General features: G+C 32.3%; 18 protein-coding genes. 10 read left to right on the top strand and 8 right to left on the bottom strand.

The window, feature by feature from the left end:
* The first annotated feature begins 22 nt into the window (after window positions 1–22).
* From lptC to AC9UEH_RS00895, 4 genes are all read left to right on the top strand, one after another.
* Complete coding sequence (lptC, locus tag AC9UEH_RS00910) at window positions 23–577, top strand: LPS export ABC transporter periplasmic protein LptC (RefSeq protein ID WP_509527523.1); 555 nt, start codon at window positions 23–25, stop codon at window positions 575–577.
* A gap of 15 nt (window positions 578–592) precedes the next feature.
* Entirely contained in the window at window positions 593–787 is a 195-nt protein-coding gene (locus tag AC9UEH_RS00905) for a hypothetical protein (protein WP_509527520.1), read from the top strand.
* A 3-nt stretch (window positions 788–790) separates the two neighbouring features.
* On the top strand, window positions 791–2050 hold the full coding sequence (locus AC9UEH_RS00900; protein ID WP_509527518.1) for a hemolysin family protein: 1260 nt from the start codon (window positions 791–793) through the stop codon (window positions 2048–2050).
* Window positions 2051–2156: 106 nt separating this feature from the next.
* Window positions 2157–4253, top strand: a complete 2097-nt coding sequence (locus AC9UEH_RS00895; RefSeq protein WP_509527515.1) for a peptidylprolyl isomerase — start codon at window positions 2157–2159, stop codon at window positions 4251–4253.
* Between the two features lie 73 nt (window positions 4254–4326).
* On the opposite strand, the gene AC9UEH_RS00890 is transcribed toward AC9UEH_RS00895, so the two are convergent.
* Complete coding sequence (locus tag AC9UEH_RS00890) at window positions 4327–5238, bottom strand: GYDIA family GHMP kinase (protein WP_509527513.1); 912 nt, start codon at window positions 5236–5238, stop codon at window positions 4327–4329.
* Between the two features lie 26 nt (window positions 5239–5264).
* Window positions 5265–6596: a hydroxymethylglutaryl-CoA reductase, degradative gene (locus AC9UEH_RS00885; RefSeq protein ID WP_509527559.1), complete on the bottom strand. Its 1332-nt coding sequence runs from the start codon at window positions 6594–6596 to the stop codon at window positions 5265–5267.
* Window positions 6597–6726: 130 nt separating this feature from the next.
* Between AC9UEH_RS00885 and AC9UEH_RS00880 the strand changes: the two genes are divergently transcribed.
* The 5 genes from AC9UEH_RS00880 to AC9UEH_RS00860 all read left to right on the top strand — a co-directional run bounded on the left by AC9UEH_RS00880 (window position 6727) and on the right by AC9UEH_RS00860 (window position 13259).
* Window positions 6727–8898 (top strand): S9 family peptidase, encoded by a 2172-nt coding sequence (locus AC9UEH_RS00880; RefSeq protein ID WP_509527510.1) that lies wholly within the window; start codon window positions 6727–6729, stop codon window positions 8896–8898.
* A 6-nt stretch (window positions 8899–8904) separates the two neighbouring features.
* On the top strand, window positions 8905–9447 hold the full coding sequence (locus tag AC9UEH_RS00875) for an ORF6N domain-containing protein (RefSeq protein WP_509527508.1): 543 nt from the start codon (window positions 8905–8907) through the stop codon (window positions 9445–9447).
* A gap of 43 nt (window positions 9448–9490) precedes the next feature.
* A complete protein-coding gene (locus tag AC9UEH_RS00870; protein ID WP_509527505.1) occupies window positions 9491–11185 on the top strand; it encodes a peptide MFS transporter in 1695 nt (564 codons plus the stop codon).
* Window positions 11186–11261: 76 nt separating this feature from the next.
* Window positions 11262–12746 carry a peptide MFS transporter gene (locus tag AC9UEH_RS00865; protein WP_509527502.1) on the top strand — a complete coding sequence of 495 codons (1485 nt, stop codon included), beginning with the start codon at window positions 11262–11264 and terminating at the stop codon, window positions 12744–12746.
* Window positions 12747–12797: 51 nt separating this feature from the next.
* Window positions 12798–13259, top strand: coding sequence for a thioredoxin family protein (locus tag AC9UEH_RS00860; protein ID WP_509527499.1), 462 nt, complete (start codon window positions 12798–12800; stop codon window positions 13257–13259).
* A gap of 4 nt (window positions 13260–13263) precedes the next feature.
* On the opposite strand, the gene AC9UEH_RS00855 is transcribed toward AC9UEH_RS00860, so the two are convergent.
* Genes AC9UEH_RS00855 through surE form a run of 5 tightly spaced genes read right to left on the bottom strand, consistent with a single transcriptional unit; the run spans window position 13264 to window position 18230 of the window.
* On the bottom strand, window positions 13264–15300 hold the full coding sequence (locus tag AC9UEH_RS00855) for a ComEC/Rec2 family competence protein (RefSeq protein WP_509527496.1): 2037 nt from the start codon (window positions 15298–15300) through the stop codon (window positions 13264–13266).
* Window positions 15301–15327: 27 nt separating this feature from the next.
* Entirely contained in the window at window positions 15328–15999 is a 672-nt protein-coding gene (locus tag AC9UEH_RS00850; RefSeq protein ID WP_509527494.1) for a C40 family peptidase, read from the bottom strand.
* A 45-nt stretch (window positions 16000–16044) separates the two neighbouring features.
* Complete coding sequence (lpxB, locus tag AC9UEH_RS00845) at window positions 16045–17157, bottom strand: lipid-A-disaccharide synthase (RefSeq protein WP_509527492.1); 1113 nt, start codon at window positions 17155–17157, stop codon at window positions 16045–16047.
* Window positions 17158–17185: 28 nt separating this feature from the next.
* Window positions 17186–17458 (bottom strand): hypothetical protein, encoded by a 273-nt coding sequence (locus AC9UEH_RS00840; RefSeq protein WP_509527489.1) that lies wholly within the window; start codon window positions 17456–17458, stop codon window positions 17186–17188.
* Between the two features lies 1 nt (window position 17459).
* Entirely contained in the window at window positions 17460–18230 is a 771-nt protein-coding gene (surE, locus tag AC9UEH_RS00835) for a 5'/3'-nucleotidase SurE (RefSeq protein ID WP_509527486.1), read from the bottom strand.
* Window positions 18231–18361: 131 nt separating this feature from the next.
* Between surE and AC9UEH_RS00830 the strand changes: the two genes are divergently transcribed.
* Window positions 18362–20575: a carboxy terminal-processing peptidase gene (locus AC9UEH_RS00830; protein WP_509527484.1), complete on the top strand. Its 2214-nt coding sequence runs from the start codon at window positions 18362–18364 to the stop codon at window positions 20573–20575.
* Window positions 20576–20644: 69 nt separating this feature from the next.
* Here AC9UEH_RS00830 and fabD read toward each other — a convergent pair whose 3' ends face one another.
* The gene (gene fabD, locus AC9UEH_RS00825; protein ID WP_509527481.1) at window positions 20645–21517 is read right to left on the bottom strand and encodes an ACP S-malonyltransferase; all 873 of its coding nucleotides are present in this window, start codon (window positions 21515–21517) and stop codon (window positions 20645–20647) included.
* Window positions 21518–21660 lie beyond the last annotated feature (143 nt).

The following is a 21660-nucleotide window of genomic DNA, read 5'->3' as shown; positions in this document are numbered from 1 at the left end:
TAAATAATAACAAAGTTGATTTATGACTTTCAAGAAACACATAATTAGAAATAGTGGTCTTTTACTTCTTTTAGTAACAGGCCTTTTTTCTTGTGAAAGTAATTTCAAAGAAGTACAAAAACAAAATTTTTCTGAATTTTCGCCAAGCGGTGAAGCCGATGATTTCAATATGAAATACACCGATTCGGGAAGAATAAAATCTATATTGGTTAGTCCAAAAATGCTGGATTATGCAAATGTAACCTACCCATTTACAGAATTTCCAAAAGGAATTATCGTGACTTTATTTGATATTAAAAATAAAAAAACATTTGTAACTTCAAATTATGCAGTCACTTACAAAGGCACAGATGTGATAGATTTACAAGGAAATGTGAGAATCACAAATGAAACGGGGCAAGTTTTAGAAACAGAACAATTGTATTTTGATAAAAAAAACGAGTGGTTTTATACCGAAAAAAAGTTTAAATTTACAGACCCAAAAGGAGTTTCCTTTGGCGAAGGAATCGATTTTAGCAAAGATTTTAAAATTGTAAATTCTCAAAAAATAGTTGGAGAAGTTATTCAGTCAAATTAATTAAAAAAACGAAAAATGAATTATTTAAAATATACCCAGTACGTTTATCTTGTAGCCGCAGTTTTCTTTGCTTACAAATCAATCTCAGTTTGGAATGAAGCTACCGATGAACATTTTCTTTTTTTAGGAATTGCAATTGTATCGGTTTTTATGTTTTTCTTCAGAAGAAAATTTGCTAAGAAATTTGAAGCTAGAAACAACTCAAAGTAAACCATGGAAATTAGTATTATAATATTATGTTTGATACTATCCGCTTTTTTCTCGGGAATGGAAATTGCATTCATTTCTTCCAATAAAATATATCTTGAAATTGAAAAAAAACAAGATAATTTTCTTTCCCAAATCCTTACAAAAGTAACCGAAAAACCTTCGCAGTTTATAGCTACAATGCTCGTTGGAAATAATGTGGCATTGGTAATTTACGGCTTTTTTATGGGCGAATTATTGATGCGCTGGATAACAACTTTGGGATATCAATTTTCAAATAGTGCCAATCTATTAATCCAAACGGTGCTTTCTACATTTTTGGTTTTAATGACGTCGGAATTTCTTCCGAAGGTTTTTTTTCAGATTTATGCCAATACCTTTATTAAGTTTTTTGCCCTTCCTGCCTATTTTTTCTATTTGCTTTTTTATGCTATTTCATCTTTTATAATGTGGATTTCAGATACAATTTTGAAACGATTTTTTAAAACAGAAGGCGATTTTGTTCCTTTATTTTTTAGCAAATTAGAACTTGGGAATTACATTACAGAACAAATGAACCACTTTGAAGATCACGAGCAAGTGGATTCTGAAATTCAAATATTTCAAAATGCGTTGGAGTTTTCAGGTGTGAAAGCACGCGATATTATGACGCCAAGAACCGAAATTGCCGCCGTTGATATAGATGATTCTGTTGAAGATTTGAAGAAAATATTCATAGAAACAGGCTATTCTAAAATTATGGTTTTCCAAGATTCGTTAGACGATTGCATTGGTTATGTGCATTCGTTTGATTTATTTAAAAAGCCAAAAACCATAAAATCAACATTAATTGCGGTGGAATTTGTTCCCGAAACTATTTTTATTAAAGAAGTTTTGGATTTGCTTATCAAAAAAAGAAAAAGTATTGCCGTAGTTCTTGATGAATACGGCGGAACGGCAGGAATAATCACGATTGAAGATATTGTAGAAGAGCTTTTTGGCGAAATAGAAGACGAACACGATTCGGAAGAAATTCGTATTGAAAATGAAATCGAAGAAGGTGTTTTTGTGTTTTCGGCACGATTGGATGTTGAATACTTAAATCAAACCTACAAACTCAATATTCCCGAAAGTGATTCCTATGGAACTCTGGGCGGATTCATTGTCGATTTTACTACAGAAATTCCTCAAAAAGGTGAAAAAATTAAAATTGGAACCTACACTTTTATTATCGAAGAAGCCTCAAACAAGAAAATTGAATTGGTTAAAATGACTATAAAAGAGTAATATTTAAAAATAAATCAATTTTATTGTAAATTATAACTTTACAACTATAATTATTAAATAGATAATTGTATTTTCGCAAACAGAATTTTAATTAACACAATAAAAAATGGCAGTTTTACAAAAAATCAGACAACGTTCACTACTTCTAATACTAGTTATTGGTTTTTCTTTATTAGCATTTATAGTGCAAGATTTATATAGAAAAGGCGGTCTTAGTCAGACTTCAAAAGATGTTGGTAGCATAAACGGAAAAGATATTTCTTTTGAAGATTTCCGCGTTAAAGTAAGTAACGTTGAAAAAAGCGGACAAGGAATGAGCGCTACTCAAGCGGCAAATAGAGTTTGGGATCAAGAGGTTTCTATCGCTTTATTGACAGCAGAATTTGATAAATTAGGAATTAGAGTTGGTGAAAACCACATAATGGAAGTATTGAAAGCAGATCAAAATATTGGGCAAAACCCAACGTTTTTAAATGCCGCTGGAAAATTTGATATTGCAAAATTTAAAGAATTTTTTAAATCTAATCCTGAGCAAGCTCAAAATTTTAAAGAAAGAGAAAAAGATGCTGCTTTAAATGCAAAGTATCAAATCTACAATACTTTAGTAAAATCTGGAATTTACACTACCGAAAGCGAAGGGAAATTCAAATATGAAATGGAAGCAAACAAAGTAAACTTTGACTATGTTTCAGTTCTTTTCTCAACAGTGAAAGATAGCGACGTAAAAATTTCTGATGAAGAAATTACTACGTATATGAAAGCAAACGAGAAAAAATTCAAAGCGGAAGAATCTCGTGAATTAGAATATGTTTTAATTGAAGATAAAGCGTCACCAGAAGATGAAAACGAAGTTAAAACCTCAGTAAATGCCTTATTATCTGGAAGAATAGTTTACAATCAAGCAACAAGTAAAAACGATACTTTACCAGGATTTAAAGGTGCTACAAACAATATTGAATTTGTAAATGCTAATTCTGACAAACCTTATGATTCTACTTATGTAGCCAAAAAAGATTTGCCAGCTCAATTCGCTGAACAATTATTTAATTTAGCGCCAGGCGAAGTTTTTGGACCTTATACAAACAATAATTATGTGTGTCTTTCTAAATCTATGGGAAGAAAAGCAGGTGCAAATGCCAAAGCATCTCACATCTTAATTAGTTATGAAGGAACTCAAGTTCCAAACAAAAAAGAAAAACGTACGAAAGCAGAAGCGAAAGCTAAAGCTGAAATGTTATTGGCGCAAGCCCAAGCAAATCCGTCAAGTTTTATGATGTTGGCTTTAATGAATTCTGATGATTCTTCTTCTCAACAAGGTGGTGATTTAGGATATTTTGGTCAAGGCCAAATGGTAAAACCGTTCAATGATTTTGTTTTTGGAAATCCAGTTGGAAAAATTGGTTTGGTAGAAACGGATTTCGGTTTTCATATTATCAATGTAACTGACAAACAAGATGCTGTTCGTTTGGCTACAATTTCTCAAAAAATTGAACCATCTGAAGCTACTTCTGATAAAATTTACAACAAATCAGTGAAATTTGAAATGGATGCTACTGAAGGTAATTTTGAAAAAGTGGCCAAAGCAGCTGCGATTACTGTAAATCCATCTGTTAAAGTAAAAGTTATGGACGAGAGTTTTGGTTCAATTGGGAATCAAAGACAAATCGTTCGTTGGGCTTTTGAAAAAGAAACCAATGTTGGTGATGTAAAACGTTTTGAAGTTGCAAATGTTGGTAATGTTATTGCCAAAGTTAAAGCGGTTTTTGAAGCAGGTTTAACGCCAGTAGCAGATGCAAGACCTTCTGTTGAGCCAATTCTTAAAAACAAGAAAAAAGCTGAAAAAATTAAAGCTAAAATGACAGGAACAACTTTAGATGCTATTGCAAAAGCAAACGCTACGACCGTTCAACCAGCAGTTGATGTAACTATGGAAAATCCATCGTTGCCAAATGTAGGTCAAGAACAAAAAGTTGTTGGAACTGCTTTTGGATTGAAAGGCGATAAAGTTTCTGCACCAATTGAAGGGAATTCAGGGGTTTATGTTGTGAAAACAAAATCAGTTTTAACAGCGCCAACTTTAAAAAATTATGCTGATTATGTGGCAAAATTAAAATCTCAAAATGCTTCAGCTTCAGGAAGAATTATTCCAGCTTTGAAAGTTGATGCTAAAATTAAAGACAACAGAGCACAGTTTAATTACTAAATTGCACTTTAACACTAAAAAAATCCCGTCAGGTTCAAAACTTGACGGGATTTTTTTTGTGGATTTTCGAGTATTACAAAATCATATCATCATAAGCAATGATAGTTTCAAAACCTTTTGCTTTAAAATAGGCAGTTGGATTTTCATTGGAAACTACCAAAACAAAATCTCCACCCCAAGCCCCCAAACTTTTTACGGTTCCATTAAAATCAGAAAACAAACTATTTTTTACGGTTGGAATTTCTAAAACTTCACTCATTATATTTTCGTGCATTTGTAGCAATTCTTGAAATTTTTCTAAAGGTATCACTTCTGTAATTTCAAAAGTAATTTTGTTGATTTCAGGAAGAACGGCATTTAAATTATTTTGTTTTTTATAATATGAAGCAATTGCAGATTTGCTACTTTGCTTTTGATTCAAATAGACAAAATATAAATTATTACAAAAATCAGGATTGAAATTTACTATTTCAACTTTGGGATTTCCATCAATTATTTGATAAAAAATAGGCAAATCATTTTGAGCGCACGCAATATCATAACCGCTACCGCCAAAACTGTTTTTAAGCAGCTCAAAGGCATTAATTTCCAACCATTGCGCAATATTATTTATTAAAGTCGAAGAAGTGCCTAATCCCCAAAATTTCGGAAAGGTGAGTTCTGTGGAAATGCGATAACCTTCAGACGAATTTAGAAACTTTGGATTTAATAAAAAAGCCTCGTGAAGAATCTCAATTAAAGTTGATTTTACAGATTGATTTTCTGTCTTTTTATACTTAATAATTTCAGAAAATGAAATTGTTTCTTGAAACCAAATGCTTTTGTCTTTATCAAAACTTGTCCAATGAATTTCTTGATTTTTACCAGAACTAACCTTTAAATATTGCCCGAATTTTGTTGGCAATGCCAATGCTTTAGCTCCGTCAAGAACTAAATATTCGCCTGTGATTAAAAGTTTTCCGTTACTGTAAAATGTTTTTTCCATTTTTTTATTGTAAAGAACGAAGCAATCTACTTCCTTAATTTTTCAATAAATTCAACTGCGGCAGAATGTGAAACAGTATTTTCTTTGAAATGTTTTTTTATCAAAATACGTTCTTCTGCAGTTGCTTGAAATTGATTTATAATATTATTCAAGTGCATTTTCATGTGTCCTTCCTGAATTCCGGTTGTAGTTAAAGATCGTAAAGCGGCAAAATTTTGAGCCAAACCAGCAACGGCTACAATTTCCATTAATTCTCTTGCAGATGGTTTTTCCAACATTTCTAGAGATAATTTCACTAACGGATGCAAAGACGTTAATCCGCCAACCGTTCCCAAAGCCAATGGAATTTCCAACCAAAAACTAAAAATTCCGTCTTCAATTTTAGCGTGTGATAAACTCGAATACTGTCCGTTTCGAGAAGCATACGCGTGAATTCCAGCTTCTACAGCACGAAAATCATTTCCTGTAGCCAAAACCACAGAATCAATTCCATTCATAATTCCTTTATTGTGCGTAACGGCACGATACGGTTCAACTTCTGCAATTTGAACGGCTTGAACAAATTTTTCCGCAAATTCTCGTGGATTTTCAATATTTTTTTCTGCCAATTCTTCCACTTTGCAAGTAACTTCTGCACGAACCACACAATTAGGAACATAATTCGACAAAATGCTCATTACAACCTGAATATTTTTTTCAACTTCTGAAAACTCTTCAAATAGATTTGCTTCTTCTTTTAGCGTTTTAGCGATTTGTTCCAAGCATGAATTGATGAAATTGGCGCCCATTGAATCTTTCGTTTCAAAAGTAACGTGCAATTGAAAGTAATTTTCAATCAAATTTGTTTTGTTGCGAAGTTCAATATCTAAAATTCCACCGCCTCTTTTTTGCATATTTTTAGTAATGCTTTCAGTGGTAAACAAGAATTTGTTTTTAATTTCCGTAAAGAAATGTTCTAATTTTAAAACATCACCTTTATATATAAAATGAACTTGCCCAATTTTTTCTGTATTCAAAACCGTAGCTTTAAATCCACCACGAGTTGCCCAATATTTTGCCGATTTTGCAGCAGCAGCAACCACAGAACTTTCTTCAATTGCCATCGGAATGGTTTTATATTTCCCATTTATAAGAAAATTTGGCGCTACACCAAGCGGTAAATAGAAATTTGTGATGGTGTTTTCTATGAATTCATCGTGTAATTGTTGGATTTTAGAATCGGTATTCCAATATTTTTTTATAATTGAAACTGCCTCAGAAGCATCTGAAAAATAGGAATTGGCAATCCAATTAATTTTATCTTCTTTCGACAATTTTGAAAATCCAGCAATGGCGTTGTTCATTTGTGTACTTTTTATTTGATGCAAATATACGTTTTAGTCAATTCTAATAAAACATCTTAAATGATGAAATTACATTTAACACAAAAAAACGTGCTAATTTGATAAATTTTCACTAAAATTGAACGTTTTTTTAAATAGAACAAATATGAAATTTATATGTAAAGTCCTTTTCTTGGTCTTATTCGCTTCGTTTTCAGCTGTTGGACAACAAAAAATCAGTATTGAAGCCATTTATTCGGGTACTTTTCGAGCAAAAGGAATGGATGATTTACAGGCGTTGAAGAATACAAATCAATATACGGTATTAAATTATGACAGAACTTCAAATACTTCTCAAATTGATTTATACGATTTTGCCACATTAAAAAAAGTTGCTACTTTAATAGATACCAAAGATTTTAAAAATCTTGAAGGAATTGACAGTTATACTTTTAGTGCCGATGAAAAATCGATATTGATTGCTACTAATTCTGATCAAATTTTCCGTCATTCTTTCGTGGCGAATTATTTTATATACGAAATTGCATCTAAAAAATTATCTCCATTATTCGATTATAAAATACAAGAACCAACATTTTCACCTGATGGAACTCAAATTGCTTATGCAAAAGACAATAATCTTTTCATTTACACAATTGCATCTAAAACAACCAAACAAATCACTTCTGACGGCAAGAAAAACGCAGTTATAAATGGAATTACGGATTGGGTTTACGAAGAAGAATTTGCATTTGTAAGAGCTTTTGATTGGAGTGCCGACAGTAAAAAATTGGCATATATTCGCTTTGACGAAAGTCAAGTTCCTGAATTTTCAATGTCGATGTTTCGTAAAGATTTATATCCAACAATTGAAACCTTTAAATATCCAAAAGCAGGTGAAAAAAATTCAGAAGTTTCCTTACATATATATGATGTGATTGCAACGACAACTAAAGAAATTAATTTAAAAAATTACGCTGATTTTTACATTGCCAGAATAAAATGGACAAATGATGCGAATGTTTTATCGGCACAAGTTTTAAATCGCCATCAAGATAATTTGGATTTATTGTTCATCGATGGAAATTCAGGAACGCCAAAAGTGGTTTTGAATGAAAAAGACAAAGCTTACGTTGATGTCACTGACAATTTGACTTTTTTAAAAGACAATAGTTTTATTTGGACAAGTGAAAAAAATGGTTTCAATCATATTTATGTGTATGATAAAACGGGAAAATTGAAAAATCAAGTTACCAATGGAAATTGGGAAGTGACTAATTATTATGGATTCGACGAGAAAAATCAAACTGTTTTTTATCAATCTGTTGAGAATGGTTCTATCAATAGAGACGTTTATCGCATTGGTTTAAATGGAAAAAACAAACTTAGATTATCGAAAAATACAGGAACTAATTCAGCTACTTTTAGTCCGAATTTTCAGTTTTATATCAACTCGTTTTCAAGTGCTACTCAGCCAACAACTTACACTTTAAACGATGCTAAAACCGGAAAGGAATTGCAATCTATTGAAAATAATGTAGCATTAGCCGATAAATTAAAAGCATATAATTTGCCTTCAAAAGAGTTTTTTACATTGAAAACCGAAAAAGGAAATGAACTGAATGCTTGGATTATGAAGCCTAAAGATTTTGATGCTAATAAAAAATATCCTGTTTTTATGTATCAATATTCTGGTCCTGGATCGCAACAAGTCAACAACGATTGGAACGGAACAGATGATTATTGGTTTATGATGTTAACGCAACAAGGTTATATTGTAGCTTGCGTTGACGGACGAGGAACAGGTTTTAAAGGTGCATATTTCAAAAAAATGACTCAAAAAGAATTGGGGAAATACGAAGTTGAAGACCAAATTGACGCTGCAAAAGTTATTGGGAATTATCCCTTTGTAGATAAAAGTAGAATCGGTATATTTGGCTGGTCGTATGGTGGATTCATGGCTTCCAATTGTATTATGAAAGGGAATGATGTGTTCAAAATGGCGATTGCCGTTGCCCCGGTTACGAATTGGAGATTTTACGATAGCATTTATACCGAAAGATACATGCAAACGCCACAAGAGAATGCGAGCGGTTACGATGAAAATTCACCGATAAATCACGTGGATAAATTGAAAGGAAAATTCCTTTTAATTCATGGTTCTGGCGATGATAATGTGCACGTTCAAAATTCAATGCAAATGATGGAAGCCCTAATTCAGGCGAATAAGCAATTTGATTCACAGATTTACCCTGATAATAATCACGGAATTTACGGAGGTAAAACAAGAATTCAATTGTATACTAAAATGACAAATTTCATTAAGGAAAATTTATAGGTAATTATGCATTTAATAGCCATTCAAAATAAAATATATGAAATTAATGGTGTCAAAATGATGCTTGACTTTGATTTAGCTGAATTGTACGAAGTAGAAACAAGAGTTTTGAATCAAGCGATAAAAAGGAATATTGATAGTTTTCCTGAAGATTTTATGTTCAGATTGACAAAAGAAGAATGGGAAGGAGTGTCATCACAAATTGTGATGAAATCCCCATCATCACAAATTGTGATGATGGATTTGCCAAAAAATAGAACAGGAAAATATTTGCCTTATGCTTTCACAGAACATGGAGTAACCATGTTAGCCAGTGTTTTACGCAGTCCTAAAGCTAGAAAAATGAATATTGCCATTGTCAGAGCTTTTGTAGCACTAAGAAAAACGTTACTGAATATTGAAGATTTAAAAAATCACATCCAAGAATTAGAGACAAAATTTGACAGCCAATTTGAAGATATTTTTGAAGCAATTCAGTTTTTAATGACTGAAAATAAAGAAATTGAAACCCGAAATGAAAGAGTAAAAATAGGATACAAAAATAAATAACCAAAATTAAAACCAAATCTAAATTAACTAATAACTAAAAAAAATGAGTGAAACAGCAGTAAAATCAGAACATCCAAAAGGACTTTGGGTATTATTTGGAACAGAAATGTGGGAACGTTTCAATTTCTACGGAATGCGAGCAATTCTTACTTTATTCTTAATCAATTCATTAATGATGAAAGAGGCGGATGCTTCTATTATTTACGGTGGATTCTTAGGACTTTGTTATTTAACACCAATGTTGGGTGGATTTATTTCTGATCGTTTTTTTGGAAATAGAAATTGTATTTTATTAGGCGGTTTAATGATGGCTGTAGGACAATTTTTATTGTTTACAAGTGCCAGTATTTTCGGTACAAACCTTAGTTTAGCAACTACATTAATGTGGTCGGCATTGGGAATTATCATTTTCGGCAATGGATTTTTCAAACCAAATATTTCAAGTATGGTTGGAAGTTTGTACCCAAAACAAGAAAAAAGCAAATTAGATACTGCATTTACCATTTTTTATATGGGAATTAATTTAGGTGCATTTTTAGGACAAACAATTTGTCCATTAGTTGGAGACGTCAAAGATGCCGGTGGAATTAGAGATGTTCACGCTTTCAAATGGGGTTTTCTTGCCGCATCAATTGCAATGTTAATTGGAACTTTAGTGTTTTATTTTTTAAAAAATAAATATGTTGTAACCCCAGAAGGGAAACCACTTGGAGGATTGCCTTCAGGAAATGACGCTTCCGATTTTGAAGAAGGAGAAGCTCAAAAAGCAGTTTTCTCTACTAAATCTTTAGTATTGTCAGTAGTTGCTTTTATTGGATTATTCCTTGCATTTCAATATTTATTAGATGGTGATAACTTCATAAAAACAATTATTTATCCTGTAATTTACGCAAGTGGAATTACGCTTGCGGGTTTAATTATTTCTGATAGTTCGTTAACGAAAATTGAAAGAGACAGAATTCTTGTAATTTATATTGTTGCCTTTTTCATTATATTTTTCTGGGCTGCATTTGAACAAGCTGGGTCTTCATTGACATTTATTGCTGACAATCAAACCGACAGAACTTTTATGTTTGGATGGAAAATGCCAGCGTCAATGATTCAAGTTTTTAACGGTGTTTTCGTATTTGCTTTCGCATTACCTTTCAGTATTTTATGGGATAAATTAAGAGCAAGTGGGAAAGAACCAATTTCTCCAGTGAAACAATCTATTGGATTGGCATTAATTGCGTTGAGTTATTTCATCATTGCCTACAACGTAAAAGACCTTGGAAACAGTGGGCTTTTAGGAATTAAATGGTTGATTTTGTTGTACTTAATTCAAACTTTTGCTGAATTATGTTTGTCGCCAATTGGATTGTCATTAGTAGGTAAATTATCGCCAAAACGTTTTGCTTCATTATTATTCGGAGTTTTCTTTTTATCAAATGCTGCAGGATACGCATTGGCAGGAACTTTAGGTTCTATTTTGCCAGCTACAGGTGAAAAATTTGTGAAAGCACAAGAATTAGGAATTGATTTGCAAGGGGTTTTAAATAAAACAATTGTACCAACAGTTGACCAATTAAAAGTATTAGCAGACAATCAAATAAGCGCTGTAAACCCAATGTTTGCAGGATTTGAAATTCATAATTTATTTGAATTCTTTATGGTTTTTGTGGTATTAACAGGAATTGCAGCAGTTACATTATTCGCATTGACACCTGTTTTGAAAAAAATGATGCACGGCGTTCGTTAATCAATTTAAAATATTTTATATCTTTCAAACCTACAAGTATTTTTGTAGGTTTGTTTTTTTAAATACTAAAATATAAATGGCACAAGATTTAACATTAGAACAAATACAAAATTTCAAAGGCAAGTACCCCAAGCAACTATGGTATTTATTTACTGTAGAAATGTGGGAACGCTTCTGCTTTTATGGAATGCGTGGGGTTTTGACCTTTTTTATGGTTGATCAGTTATTACTAAAAGATGCCGCTGCTAATTTGCAATATGGTGCAATTCAAGCATTTGTATATGCATTTACTTTTATTGGAGGAATCTTTGCAGATAAAGTTTTAGGATTCAAAAAATCTTTATTTTTCGGAGGAATTGTAATGATTCTTGGAAATTTACTAATCGCTTTTGCTCCTCAACAAATGTTCTATTATGGAATAGCATTTTCAATTATTGGAACAGGATTTTTTAAACCAAATATATCTTCAATGGTTGGTGAATTATACCATGAAAAAGATCCGAGAAGAGACGCAGGTTTCGGAATGTTTTATGCTGGTATAAATATTGGAGGACTATTTGGAGGTGCTCTTTGTATTTATTTAGGGAAATTTCATTCATGGACATTGTGTTTCTTAGCAGCAGCAATTGTAATGATTGCAGGTTTGCTAACTTTTTTGTTCACTAAAAAACATCTCGGACCAATTGGTGATTCTCCATTGTTAGCATTACCTGAATCTAAAAGGAAAACTAGAGAAATTTCAGTTTATATTGGTTCACTTTTGAGTATTCCATTTATATACACCATGGTAATCAATACTGATTATACTGATTATTTCATGTACACAATTGGATTAATTGCTGTTGGCTATTTTATTTTTGAATTATTAAAATTAGGGGAAGCAAGTTTACAGAAAAAATTAATTGCGGCTTTTTCGTTTATATTTTTCTACTTTCTATTCAATGCCATTTATGAACAAAGTGGTGGCTCATTATCACTGTTTGCAAAAGATAATTTAAGTAGTAATTTACTTGGATTCACGATGGACCCAAATGTGGTTAACAATAGTTCCAATACTTTTTTCGTAATTGTTTTAAGTCCACTTATTGGATTATTATGGTTGTGGTTGGCCAAAAAGAAAATAGAACCAAACACTTTAATCAAATTTGGAATCGGATTTTTATTCCTTTCAGCATCTTTCTATATTTTTTATTATACCAAATTTTTTGCAAATGTTGACGGAATAACCTCTTTAAACGTATTTACATTTGCTTACTTTGTAACAACTATAGGTGAACTTTGTCTTGGACCCATAGGAATGTCAATTATAACCAAATTATCGCCTAAGCGGTTATTCGGAATGATGATGGGATTGTGGTTCTTAGCAAGTGCTTTTGGTCAATTAGCCGCAGGGAAATTAGGCGCAGCAATTTCGCAATCTAACGGAGGGACAACTTTAGTATCTAAATTACAATCTTACACCGACGGATATTATACTTTAGCGATTTATGCACTAATTGCAGGTGTAATTTTAATACTAATTTCACCATTAGTTAAAAAATTAATGCAAGAAGTCAAATAAATTTCCGATATTTCGGCATTATTTTTGAATATCAATTTAAAACAAAAAATTATGAAAAAGATACTTATCACTTTATTGCTTGTAATTGGTTCCTATGCTGTTGAAGCGCAAGAATTAGTTTGGAACAACAACCTAGACAAGGCAATGGAAATCTCAAAGAGAACTAAAAAACCTTTATTGTTGTTTTTTACAGGAAGCGATTGGTGCGGTTGGTGTATTCGTTTACAAAATGAAGTTTTCAAAAAACCAGAATTTGTAACTTGGGCCAAAGAAAATGTTGTTCTTGTAGAAGTTGATTTTCCAAGAAGAACCGCTTTGTCTGCTGAATTAACTGCGCAAAATAACGAATTGCAACAGTTTTTTGCTGTTCAGGGGTATCCAACAGTTTGGTTTGTAAATGCAACGAAAGTTGAAGGAAAAACCAATTTCGATAAATTAGGAAGCACAGGATACCTTGCGGGTGGTCCAGAAAATTGGTTAAATGTCGCCAATGGAATTATAAAAAAGAAATAAATTTTTAGTTTAATCTAAAAAATCCCTTTTCGCCAGTTGCGTGAAAAGGGATTTTTTCTTTTCTACAAGTGGCTTCCCAAACTTTTATATAGGTTTTAAAGTTCGATGCATCGGCAACAATCATTTCAGGTTTGTACGTTTGTAATAAACGTTCCAAATTCAATTTTGGCGATTGCGTAATTACAATAATATCAGGATGTATGTTCTTCGCATAAATTCCCAAACTATCCAAAATTAGAATTTTTTTATCCTTGAAATAAAATACATTTTGAATCTTTTTTTGGTTTGAAATAGAACTAAAATTGGCAATTAAATACGATTTCAGTGTCGGGTTTTTAGCTATTTCTTTTCGGATACTGTCATTGCAAAAGGCAACCACTTTTTCGCCAGTTCTTTCAGTGATTAAGGTGTGTTTCTTTATATTAAAAACAATCCATTCTGCTCGATTTTGATTGTTCCATCGGGTTACAAAAAATGTAGTTTGAAATAAAAGAATGGCAATCAATGCAAATGCTAATTTGTGGAATGTTGGTTTTTTAAACCAGATAATTACCGCTACAATTAGAAGGTACAAACTCAATAATATTTGCCAATTAAAAGGAATATCCTTAATGATAAACTGCTCAAACGAAGCAACCCAATTGATGGTTTTATTTAAAAAGTAAATGCTGTATTCTAATATTTTTGCTGGAATTATAGGAACATAATCAAAAGCTGCTAAAACCATTACAAAAACTCCCAACGCCATAATGACACTCAAAAAAGGAATAATTATTAAGTTGGTTACAAAAAACAATCCCGGAAACTGATGAAAATAATAGATGCTCAAAGGGAAAGCACCAATTTGAGCGGCAAATGAAACGGTTAAAATTTCCCAAAAGTAAATGGCTATTTTGTTATTTGGCGTCCACAAATTTTCTAATAATGGTTGCAACCAGAAGATGAAAAACAGCGCAACATAACTCAATTGAAAACCAACGTCGAATAAAAAGGAAGGTTGAAAAAGCAAAATGAGAAAAATGGAAACCAATAAAGTATGAAAAATATTGGTGCTTCTTTTTAAGTGCATTCCTAAGGCAACAAACGAAAACATAGTTACAGAACGCACCACCGATGGCGAAAGTCCAGCCAATATTGCAAAACCCCAAAGCGATACAATTATGGTAACTAATCGAATGGCATTTCCAACTTTGTTTTTACGTAAGGGTTTCAACAAAAAGGTAATAAATAGCAAAATAAAACCAACGTGTAATCCTGAAACTGACAAAATATGAATTGCGCCTGCAAATTGATAATCGTGTAATATTTCAGGCGAAATATCTTGTTGTTGTCCTAAAATTAAAGCCGCTACAACGTGCAATTCCTCCTTTGAAAAATTACTTTTTTCGAGGTTATTTAGAATTTTATTTCGAAGAAAATCGGAGTAATACCAGATGTTTTTATCTGTTGTTTTGCTGATTTTTATTTGATAAGAATCGGCATACATTTGAGCCAAAATGGATTTGTTTGTCAAATATTTTCCATAGTCAAATTGGTCTGGATTTATAGGGTTTTTATGTTTGTAAACTGTTCCTTTTATTAGAAAATTGGAACCAATATGAAGTCTTGAATTGCCTTTTATTTTATGAAAATTAACTAATATTTTCCCAGAACTTTCTCGATTGTCGATACATTTTACAACACCAATATATCGGTCATTTAACACCGAACTTTTTAATTTTTCTCGCAAAACGAGTTCAACGGAATGTTCGTCGGTTTCATTTTTAATTTGATGAATATAATTGTCAGCTTGATACGAATCGGTATTAATAATTTGTGTAAAAACACCTATTTGAAAAAACAATAAATAAGTAAAAATCCCGAAATATACTTTTTGAATAAAATCGTTTTTGGATAAAAAATAGGTAAAAACAAGTAATGAAAAAGAAACTCCAATTGAAATAAAGACGAAATTTGGATTTGGAGAAGTATAAAAGGAAAACAAAATTCCAAAAACAAACCAAATGGTGATTCTCGTTAAAGGAAATTGAAGTACTTTCATTCCCCTAATGTAGTCAATTTTATCTAATTATTGCAAAGTAGAATAAATGCGATTGGCTTGAGCAAAAGTCTTACTATAATAGGGTTCTTTTGTAGAGGAAATAATTACGCCCCGTGAAGTTGCAGAATGAATGAACTTAATTTCTCCTGGCAAAACTTCAATTACCATCCCAACGTGATTAATAATTTTCCTTCTGTTAGTTCTAAAGAAAATTAAATCCCCTTTTTTGATTTCTTCAGGGTTTAAAACGGTTCCTAATCGTGACATTTCATTCGATGATCGGGGTAGAATAATATCAAATTTGCTAAACGTAGCAAACATCAAACCTGAGCAATCAAAGCCATTTGGAGTTGTGCCGCCACTTTTATAATTTGAACCTAAATTCTCGGATGCAGAATTAATCAACTGCTCCACCAAATACGTCGTGTCGCTATTGGAAATATCAAAATCATCCGATTTGTCTTCGGTACTCAACCTGCTTTTTATGTCTTTTTTAGGTTCTTTTTCAAATATTTTTTTGGTTTCTTTTACAGTAGAAACAGCCCTATTTTGTTTTTCATTTTTTATAATAATTGTACCTTCTGGAGTGTGATATAAGCCTTTTTTCTCAGCCTCAGATTTTGATGTAATTATTATCGAGGTTGGTTTGCAACTGGCGAAGAACATTAATATTACGAGTAGATAGAGTAGTTTTTTCAAAAGAATTATTTTTTGCAAATTTAGGCATTTAATATTTAAACGTTTTTAACGGATATTTTGTACAATCAATTTCGCAGTTTTTTCACTTGCACCACTTCCGCCCAATTGCTTTTCCAATTCATTGTAATTTTCCAAAACTTGCTTTCTATAATTGGGCTCCAATAGTTTTTGAAGTTCTATTTTGATGTTTTTTGAAGTGCAATTGTCTTGAATTAATTCGGTTACGACTTCCTTATCCATAATTAAATTCACCAAGGAAATATATTTTAAAGTCACAATTCGCTTCGCAATTTGGTAGGAAGCCCAACTTCCTTTATAGCAAACGACTTCAGGAACTTTAAACAATGCCGTTTCCAATGTAGCCGTGCCAGAAGTGACCAAAGCAGCAGTGGAAATACGCAATAAATCATACGTTTTATTGGAAATAAAATGGCTATTTTTGGTTTTTAAAAAAGGAGCATAAAACGAATATTCCTGACTTGGTGCACCAGCAATCACAAATTGATAGTCGGGAAAATCATTTACCACGCTCAACATTACGCTCAACATTTTTGTAATTTCCTGTTTGCGACTACCTGGTAATAATGCTATAATTGGTTTTTCGTCTAAATTGTTTTCTTTTCTAAAGGCAATTTCGTCAACAGTTGTTCGGTTTTGGATGGCATCAATTAATGGATGACCGACAAATTCAACAGGATAATGATGCTTCTTCTCGTAGAAATCTTTTTCGAAAGGCAAAATCACATACATTTTATCAACATCTCGCTTAATATCCGTAATTCGATTTTCTTTCCAAGCCCAAATTTGAGGCGAAATATAATAGTGCGTTTTCATTCCTAATTCTTTCGCCCATTTTGCAATTCGCATATTAAAACCTGGATAATCAATGAAAATAAGTACATCAGGTTGAAATTCCTGAATGTCTTTTTTGCAGATTTTTATATTATTTAAAATGGTTTTCAAATTGAAAACTACTTCAATGAATCCCATAAATGACAGTTCTCTGTAATGTTTCACCAAGGTACCGCCCACATTTTGCATTAAATCACCGCCCCAAAAACGAATTTCAGCACTTGGATCTTCTTTATACAAAGCCTTCATCAGATTTGAACCGTGCAAATCTCCCGAAGCTTCTCCTGCAATAATGTAGTATTTCATAGAATATTGATTTAAAACTTCTGAATTTTTATACAAATAAAGTGATAATTGTTACTATAATCATTGCCAATATCACTCCACGAGCCATTATTTCTTTATCGTATTTTAATAAGCCAAAGAACAAAACTAAATTTAATATTGCTCCAAGTGTGATTATTTTTCCTAATTTCCCCTCAAATTTCATTATTTGAAGTCCACCCCAAAAAGAATAGTGAGTAAAGGCAACAATGAAAATATAACTTCCAATCATCGAGGTAATAATTCCGATAATAATTCCGTAAAACAAATCTATTTTTTTCATGTTATTTTAAATTCCAAGTATTTAGTTGTTGAATTGTGTGGTGCGCTGTTAAATCAAATTGAACTGGAACTACAGAAATATAGCCATTTTTCAACGCCCATTCGTCAGTATCTTCGCCTTTATCTTGGTTTACAAATTCGCCTGTAAGCCAATAATAATCTTTTCCTTGAGGGGTAATTCTCTTGTCAAATTTTTCCATCCAAATGGCTTTCGCCTGACGGCAAATTTTTATTCCTTTGATTTCATTTTCCTTTAATTTCGGAAAATTGACATTCAAAACTATATTTTCGGGCATTCCTTTTTCTAAAACTTCTAATGTTATTTTTCTGATGGAAGATTTAATAGCGTCGAAATCGGCATTCCAATCGTAATCTAATAGTGAAAAACCAATAGCTGGGATTCCTTCAATTCCGGCTTCAACGGCAGCACTCATCGTTCCTGAATAAATCACATTTATTGAAGAATTAGATCCGTGATTTATTCCTGAAACACACAAATCTGGTTTTCGGTGAAGAATTTCATTAACCGCCAATTTCACGCAATCTACAGGTGTTCCTGAACAACTATATTCTGTTATTCCTGCATTTTCCTTAGAAACTTTATTGATAAAAAGTGTACTATTTAGTGTGATTGCATGACCCATCGCGCTTTGTGGCTTGTCGGGTGCAACTACAACAACAGTTCCAATTTCTGACATTACTGAAATTAAAGCTCGGATTCCTGGAGCCGTAATTCCATCATCATTCGTAACTAATATTAAGGGTTTGCTCATTTTTGTGAAATTTTCAGGTTGTAAAATTAATCATTTTTAGTTGGAAGAGGCTATATTTGTATCTTTAACAAAAATTTAGCCAAATCAATATTTCTTGGCACAGTTTTTTGTGTACTTTAGATAAAAAATTAATGAATACATTTTTGAATTTTATGAAAAGGAATTATAAGATTATAGTCGCTGTTCTTGCCTTGTCTTTAGCACTTTGGAGTTTTATGCCAAAGCAAAAAGGGGATCCTGAAAAAGACAAATTATTATTAGAACTACTAACTTTTGTAATTGAAAAAGGGCATTATAGTCCAGCTGCTATTGACGATACATTCTCAAAAGGAGTTTATAAAGAATTTTTGAAGGCGTTAGATCCAACCAAAAGATTCTTTTTGCAATCGGATATTGATGAGTTTTCTAAATTCGAAACAGATTTAGATGATGAAATTAAAAACAAAGATTTAACCTTTTTTGATTTGACTTATACGCGTTTGAAACAGCGAATCGAAGAAAGTAAAACCTACTATAAAACCATTTTAGACAAGCCAATTGATTATAAAATTGACGAAGAATTTAATGCGGATTATGAAAAATTACCGTTTGCTAATTCTGTAGCAGAACTACAAGAAAAATGGAGAAAACAAATTAAGTTGTCTGCTTTGGCTTCAATTACAGAACGATTAAAATTAGAAGAAGACAAGAAAAATGGGGTTGTAAAAGACAATAAAGATTCTATTGGCACTAAAAAAATTAAGAAAGTAGTTGACAAAACACCAAAAACGTATGAGCAAATCGAAAAAGAAACTCGCGAAAGCTCACTGAAATCAATGAATGAGTATTTTGGATTTATAAATGATTTGAAAAGAGACGACTGGTTTGCTGTTTATATAAATACAATTGCAGAGCGATTTGATCCACATACATCTTATTTTGCACCCGAAGAAAAAGAACGTTTTGACGTGAGTATGTCTGGCACATTTTTCGGAATTGGTGCAAAACTTCAAAAGAAAAATGATTTTACCGAAATTACAGAATTGATTTCTGGAGGTCCTGCTTGGAGAGGAAAAGAATTGGAAGTGGGAGATATTTTTCTGAAAGTAGCACAAGGAGATGCTGATCCAGTTGATGTAGTTGGAATGAAAATTGACGATGTTGTAAAGAAAATCAAAGGACCAAAAGGTACGGAAGTTCGACTTACAATTAAAAAAACAGACGGTTCAATAAAAATTATTACTTTAATTCGTGATGAAATTGAAATTGAAGAAACCTATTTAAAATCAAGTATTGTTGAGAAAAACGGCTTGAAATACGGCGTAATTTATTTACCTAAATTCTATATTAATTTTGAAAACTCTGATAGTAGAGACGCGGGAAAAGATATGGCAATTGAAGTGGAACGATTGAAAAAAGAAGGAGTGAACGGAATTGTTTTGGATGTTCGTGATGATGGCGGTGGGTCGTTGAAAACGGTTGTAGATATTGCTGGATTGTTCATTGAGCAAGGCCCGATTGTTCAAATAAAATCAGCTGCGGGAAAAAAAGAAGTCCTTTCTGATAAAGATAAAAAAGTACAATGGGATGGTCCATTAGTAATAATGATTAACTGTTTTTCAGCTTCTGCATCAGAAATTTTAGCAGCAGCAATCCAAGATTATAAACGGGGAGTTATCATTGGAAGTAAACAATCCTATGGAAAAGGGACGGTTCAAAATGTAATTGATTTGAATCAGTTTGTACGAAATTCTAGCATTGGTGATTTAGGCGCGTTGAAAACTACAACTCAAAAGTTCTATAGAATTAATGGTGGTTCAACCCAATTAGATGGTGTGAGCAGCGATGTGGTTATGCCAGATCGGTATTCTTATGTGAAAATGGGCGAACGCGATGTTGATAATGCAATGCCTTGGGATAAAATTGATGCAGCGGAATATAAAGTTTGGGATAAGCAAAGTAATTTTAATGCCGCAATTGCAAATAGTAAAAAGAGATTGGCGGACAATAATCAGTTCAAATTGATTGATGAAAATGCAAAATGGATTAACGATAGAAGTGAAGACAATGTTTATAGTTTACAAATTGACAAATTTCAAGCAGAACAAAAAGCACTTGATGCAACCGCTAAAAAATACAAGTCGGTTTTAGAGTATAAAAATCAGTTGAAATTTACGTCACTGCCTTACGAAAGTGAAACGATGAAAACTGATTTGGCTTTGAAAGAAAAAAGACAAAGATGGCACGAAAATCTATCAAAAGATATTTATGTGGACGAAGCTTTGAATGTTTTAGGAGATTTGCAATCGAAAACGATACCATCAAAAATTGTTCTTAAGAAAAAAGACAAATTAGTAAAATCGTAATTAACTAAAAAGTCCCGAGTATTACTCGGGACTTTTTAGTTTTTGATAATTATGAATAAAAATATAATTTTATGCATTAGCCGTAATCACTTCTTTATTTATTTTTGCTATTAATCCAGTCAATACCTTTCCAGGTCCTACTTCTGTAAATAAAGCAGCGCCGTCTTTTATCATTTGCTGCACCGATTGTGTCCATTTTACAGGTGCTGTCAATTGAATAATCAAGTTTTTCTTAATCTCTGATGGGACAGAAACTGCATTTGCAGTAACATTTTGATATACCGGACAAATTGGATTTGAAAAAGTGGTAGCCTCAATAGCAGCCTCCAATTCTTCTCTTGCTGACTCCATCATTGGCGAGTGAAAACCACCACCCACCGGTAATAATAAGGCTCTTTTTGCACCTGCAATTTTCATTGCCTCACATGCTTTTTCAACTGCCGAAAATTCTCCCGAAATCACCAATTGCCCGGGACAGTTATAATTTGCAGCAACAACAATTCCGTCTATCGATGCGCAAACGTCTTCCACTATTTTGTCTTCCAATCCCAATACTGCAGCCATTGTTGAAGGCTTAAATTCACAGGCTTTTTGCATTGCCAAAGCTCTTTTTGAAACCAATCGCAATCCATCTTCAAACGACAAAGTTCCATTGGCAACCAATGCCGAAAATTCACCTAATGAATGTCCAGCCACCATTTCTGGCTTGAAATCTTCCAGTGTTTTTGCCAAAATTACCGAATGTAAAAACACTGCCGGTTGCGTTACTTTGGTTTCTTTTAATTCTTCCGCAGTTCCTTCAAACATTATATCGGTGATTCTAAAACCCAAAATTTCGTTCGCTTTTTCGAATAAATCTTTGGCTAATTCGGAATTTTCGTACAAATCCTTTCCCATACCAATAAATTGTGCTCCTTGACCCGGAAATATATATGCTTTCATATTTTTAAGTTTAAAGTTTAAGGTTTAAAGTTGTTCAAAAATTTAGAACAATAAAACTGTTTGCAAAAATAGTTTTTTTTTGAAGCAAATCAATTCCTTTTGTACTGTTTTGAAATAATTTATTTCCACAATCTAAGTCTGTC

It is taken from the genome of Flavobacterium sp., from assembly GCF_040402835.1.
GTDB lineage: Bacteria > Bacteroidota > Bacteroidia > Flavobacteriales > Flavobacteriaceae > Flavobacterium.
This window is presented reverse-complemented; position numbering and strand designations above follow the sequence as displayed.

Excerpts from the sequence above, each read along its gene's own strand:
- AC9UEH_RS00860 (WP_509527499.1), top strand. The coding sequence starts at position 12,798 with ATGAAAAAGATACTTATCACTTTATTGCTTGTAATTGGTTCCTATGCT.
- AC9UEH_RS00830 (WP_509527484.1), top strand. The coding sequence starts at position 18,362 with ATGAATACATTTTTGAATTTTATGAAAAGGAATTATAAGATTATAGTC.
- AC9UEH_RS00840 (WP_509527489.1), bottom strand. The coding sequence starts at position 17,458 with ATGAAAAAAATAGATTTGTTTTACGGAATTATTATCGGAATTATTACC.
- AC9UEH_RS00865 (WP_509527502.1), top strand. The coding sequence starts at position 11,262 with ATGGCACAAGATTTAACATTAGAACAAATACAAAATTTCAAAGGCAAG.
- AC9UEH_RS00880 (WP_509527510.1), top strand. The coding sequence starts at position 6,727 with ATGAAATTTATATGTAAAGTCCTTTTCTTGGTCTTATTCGCTTCGTTT.
- AC9UEH_RS00905 (WP_509527520.1), top strand. The coding sequence starts at position 593 with ATGAATTATTTAAAATATACCCAGTACGTTTATCTTGTAGCCGCAGTT.
- lpxB (WP_509527492.1), bottom strand. The coding sequence starts at position 17,157 with ATGAAATACTACATTATTGCAGGAGAAGCTTCGGGAGATTTGCACGGT.
- AC9UEH_RS00890 (WP_509527513.1), bottom strand. The coding sequence starts at position 5,238 with ATGGAAAAAACATTTTACAGTAACGGAAAACTTTTAATCACAGGCGAA.
- AC9UEH_RS00900 (WP_509527518.1), top strand. The coding sequence starts at position 791 with ATGGAAATTAGTATTATAATATTATGTTTGATACTATCCGCTTTTTTC.
- AC9UEH_RS00870 (WP_509527505.1), top strand. The coding sequence starts at position 9,491 with ATGAGTGAAACAGCAGTAAAATCAGAACATCCAAAAGGACTTTGGGTA.
- fabD (WP_509527481.1), bottom strand. The coding sequence starts at position 21,517 with ATGAAAGCATATATATTTCCGGGTCAAGGAGCACAATTTATTGGTATG.
- AC9UEH_RS00895 (WP_509527515.1), top strand. The coding sequence starts at position 2,157 with ATGGCAGTTTTACAAAAAATCAGACAACGTTCACTACTTCTAATACTA.
- surE (WP_509527486.1), bottom strand. The coding sequence starts at position 18,230 with ATGAGCAAACCCTTAATATTAGTTACGAATGATGATGGAATTACGGCT.
- AC9UEH_RS00855 (WP_509527496.1), bottom strand. The coding sequence starts at position 15,300 with ATGAAAGTACTTCAATTTCCTTTAACGAGAATCACCATTTGGTTTGTT.
- lptC (WP_509527523.1), top strand. The coding sequence starts at position 23 with ATGACTTTCAAGAAACACATAATTAGAAATAGTGGTCTTTTACTTCTT.
- AC9UEH_RS00875 (WP_509527508.1), top strand. The coding sequence starts at position 8,905 with ATGCATTTAATAGCCATTCAAAATAAAATATATGAAATTAATGGTGTC.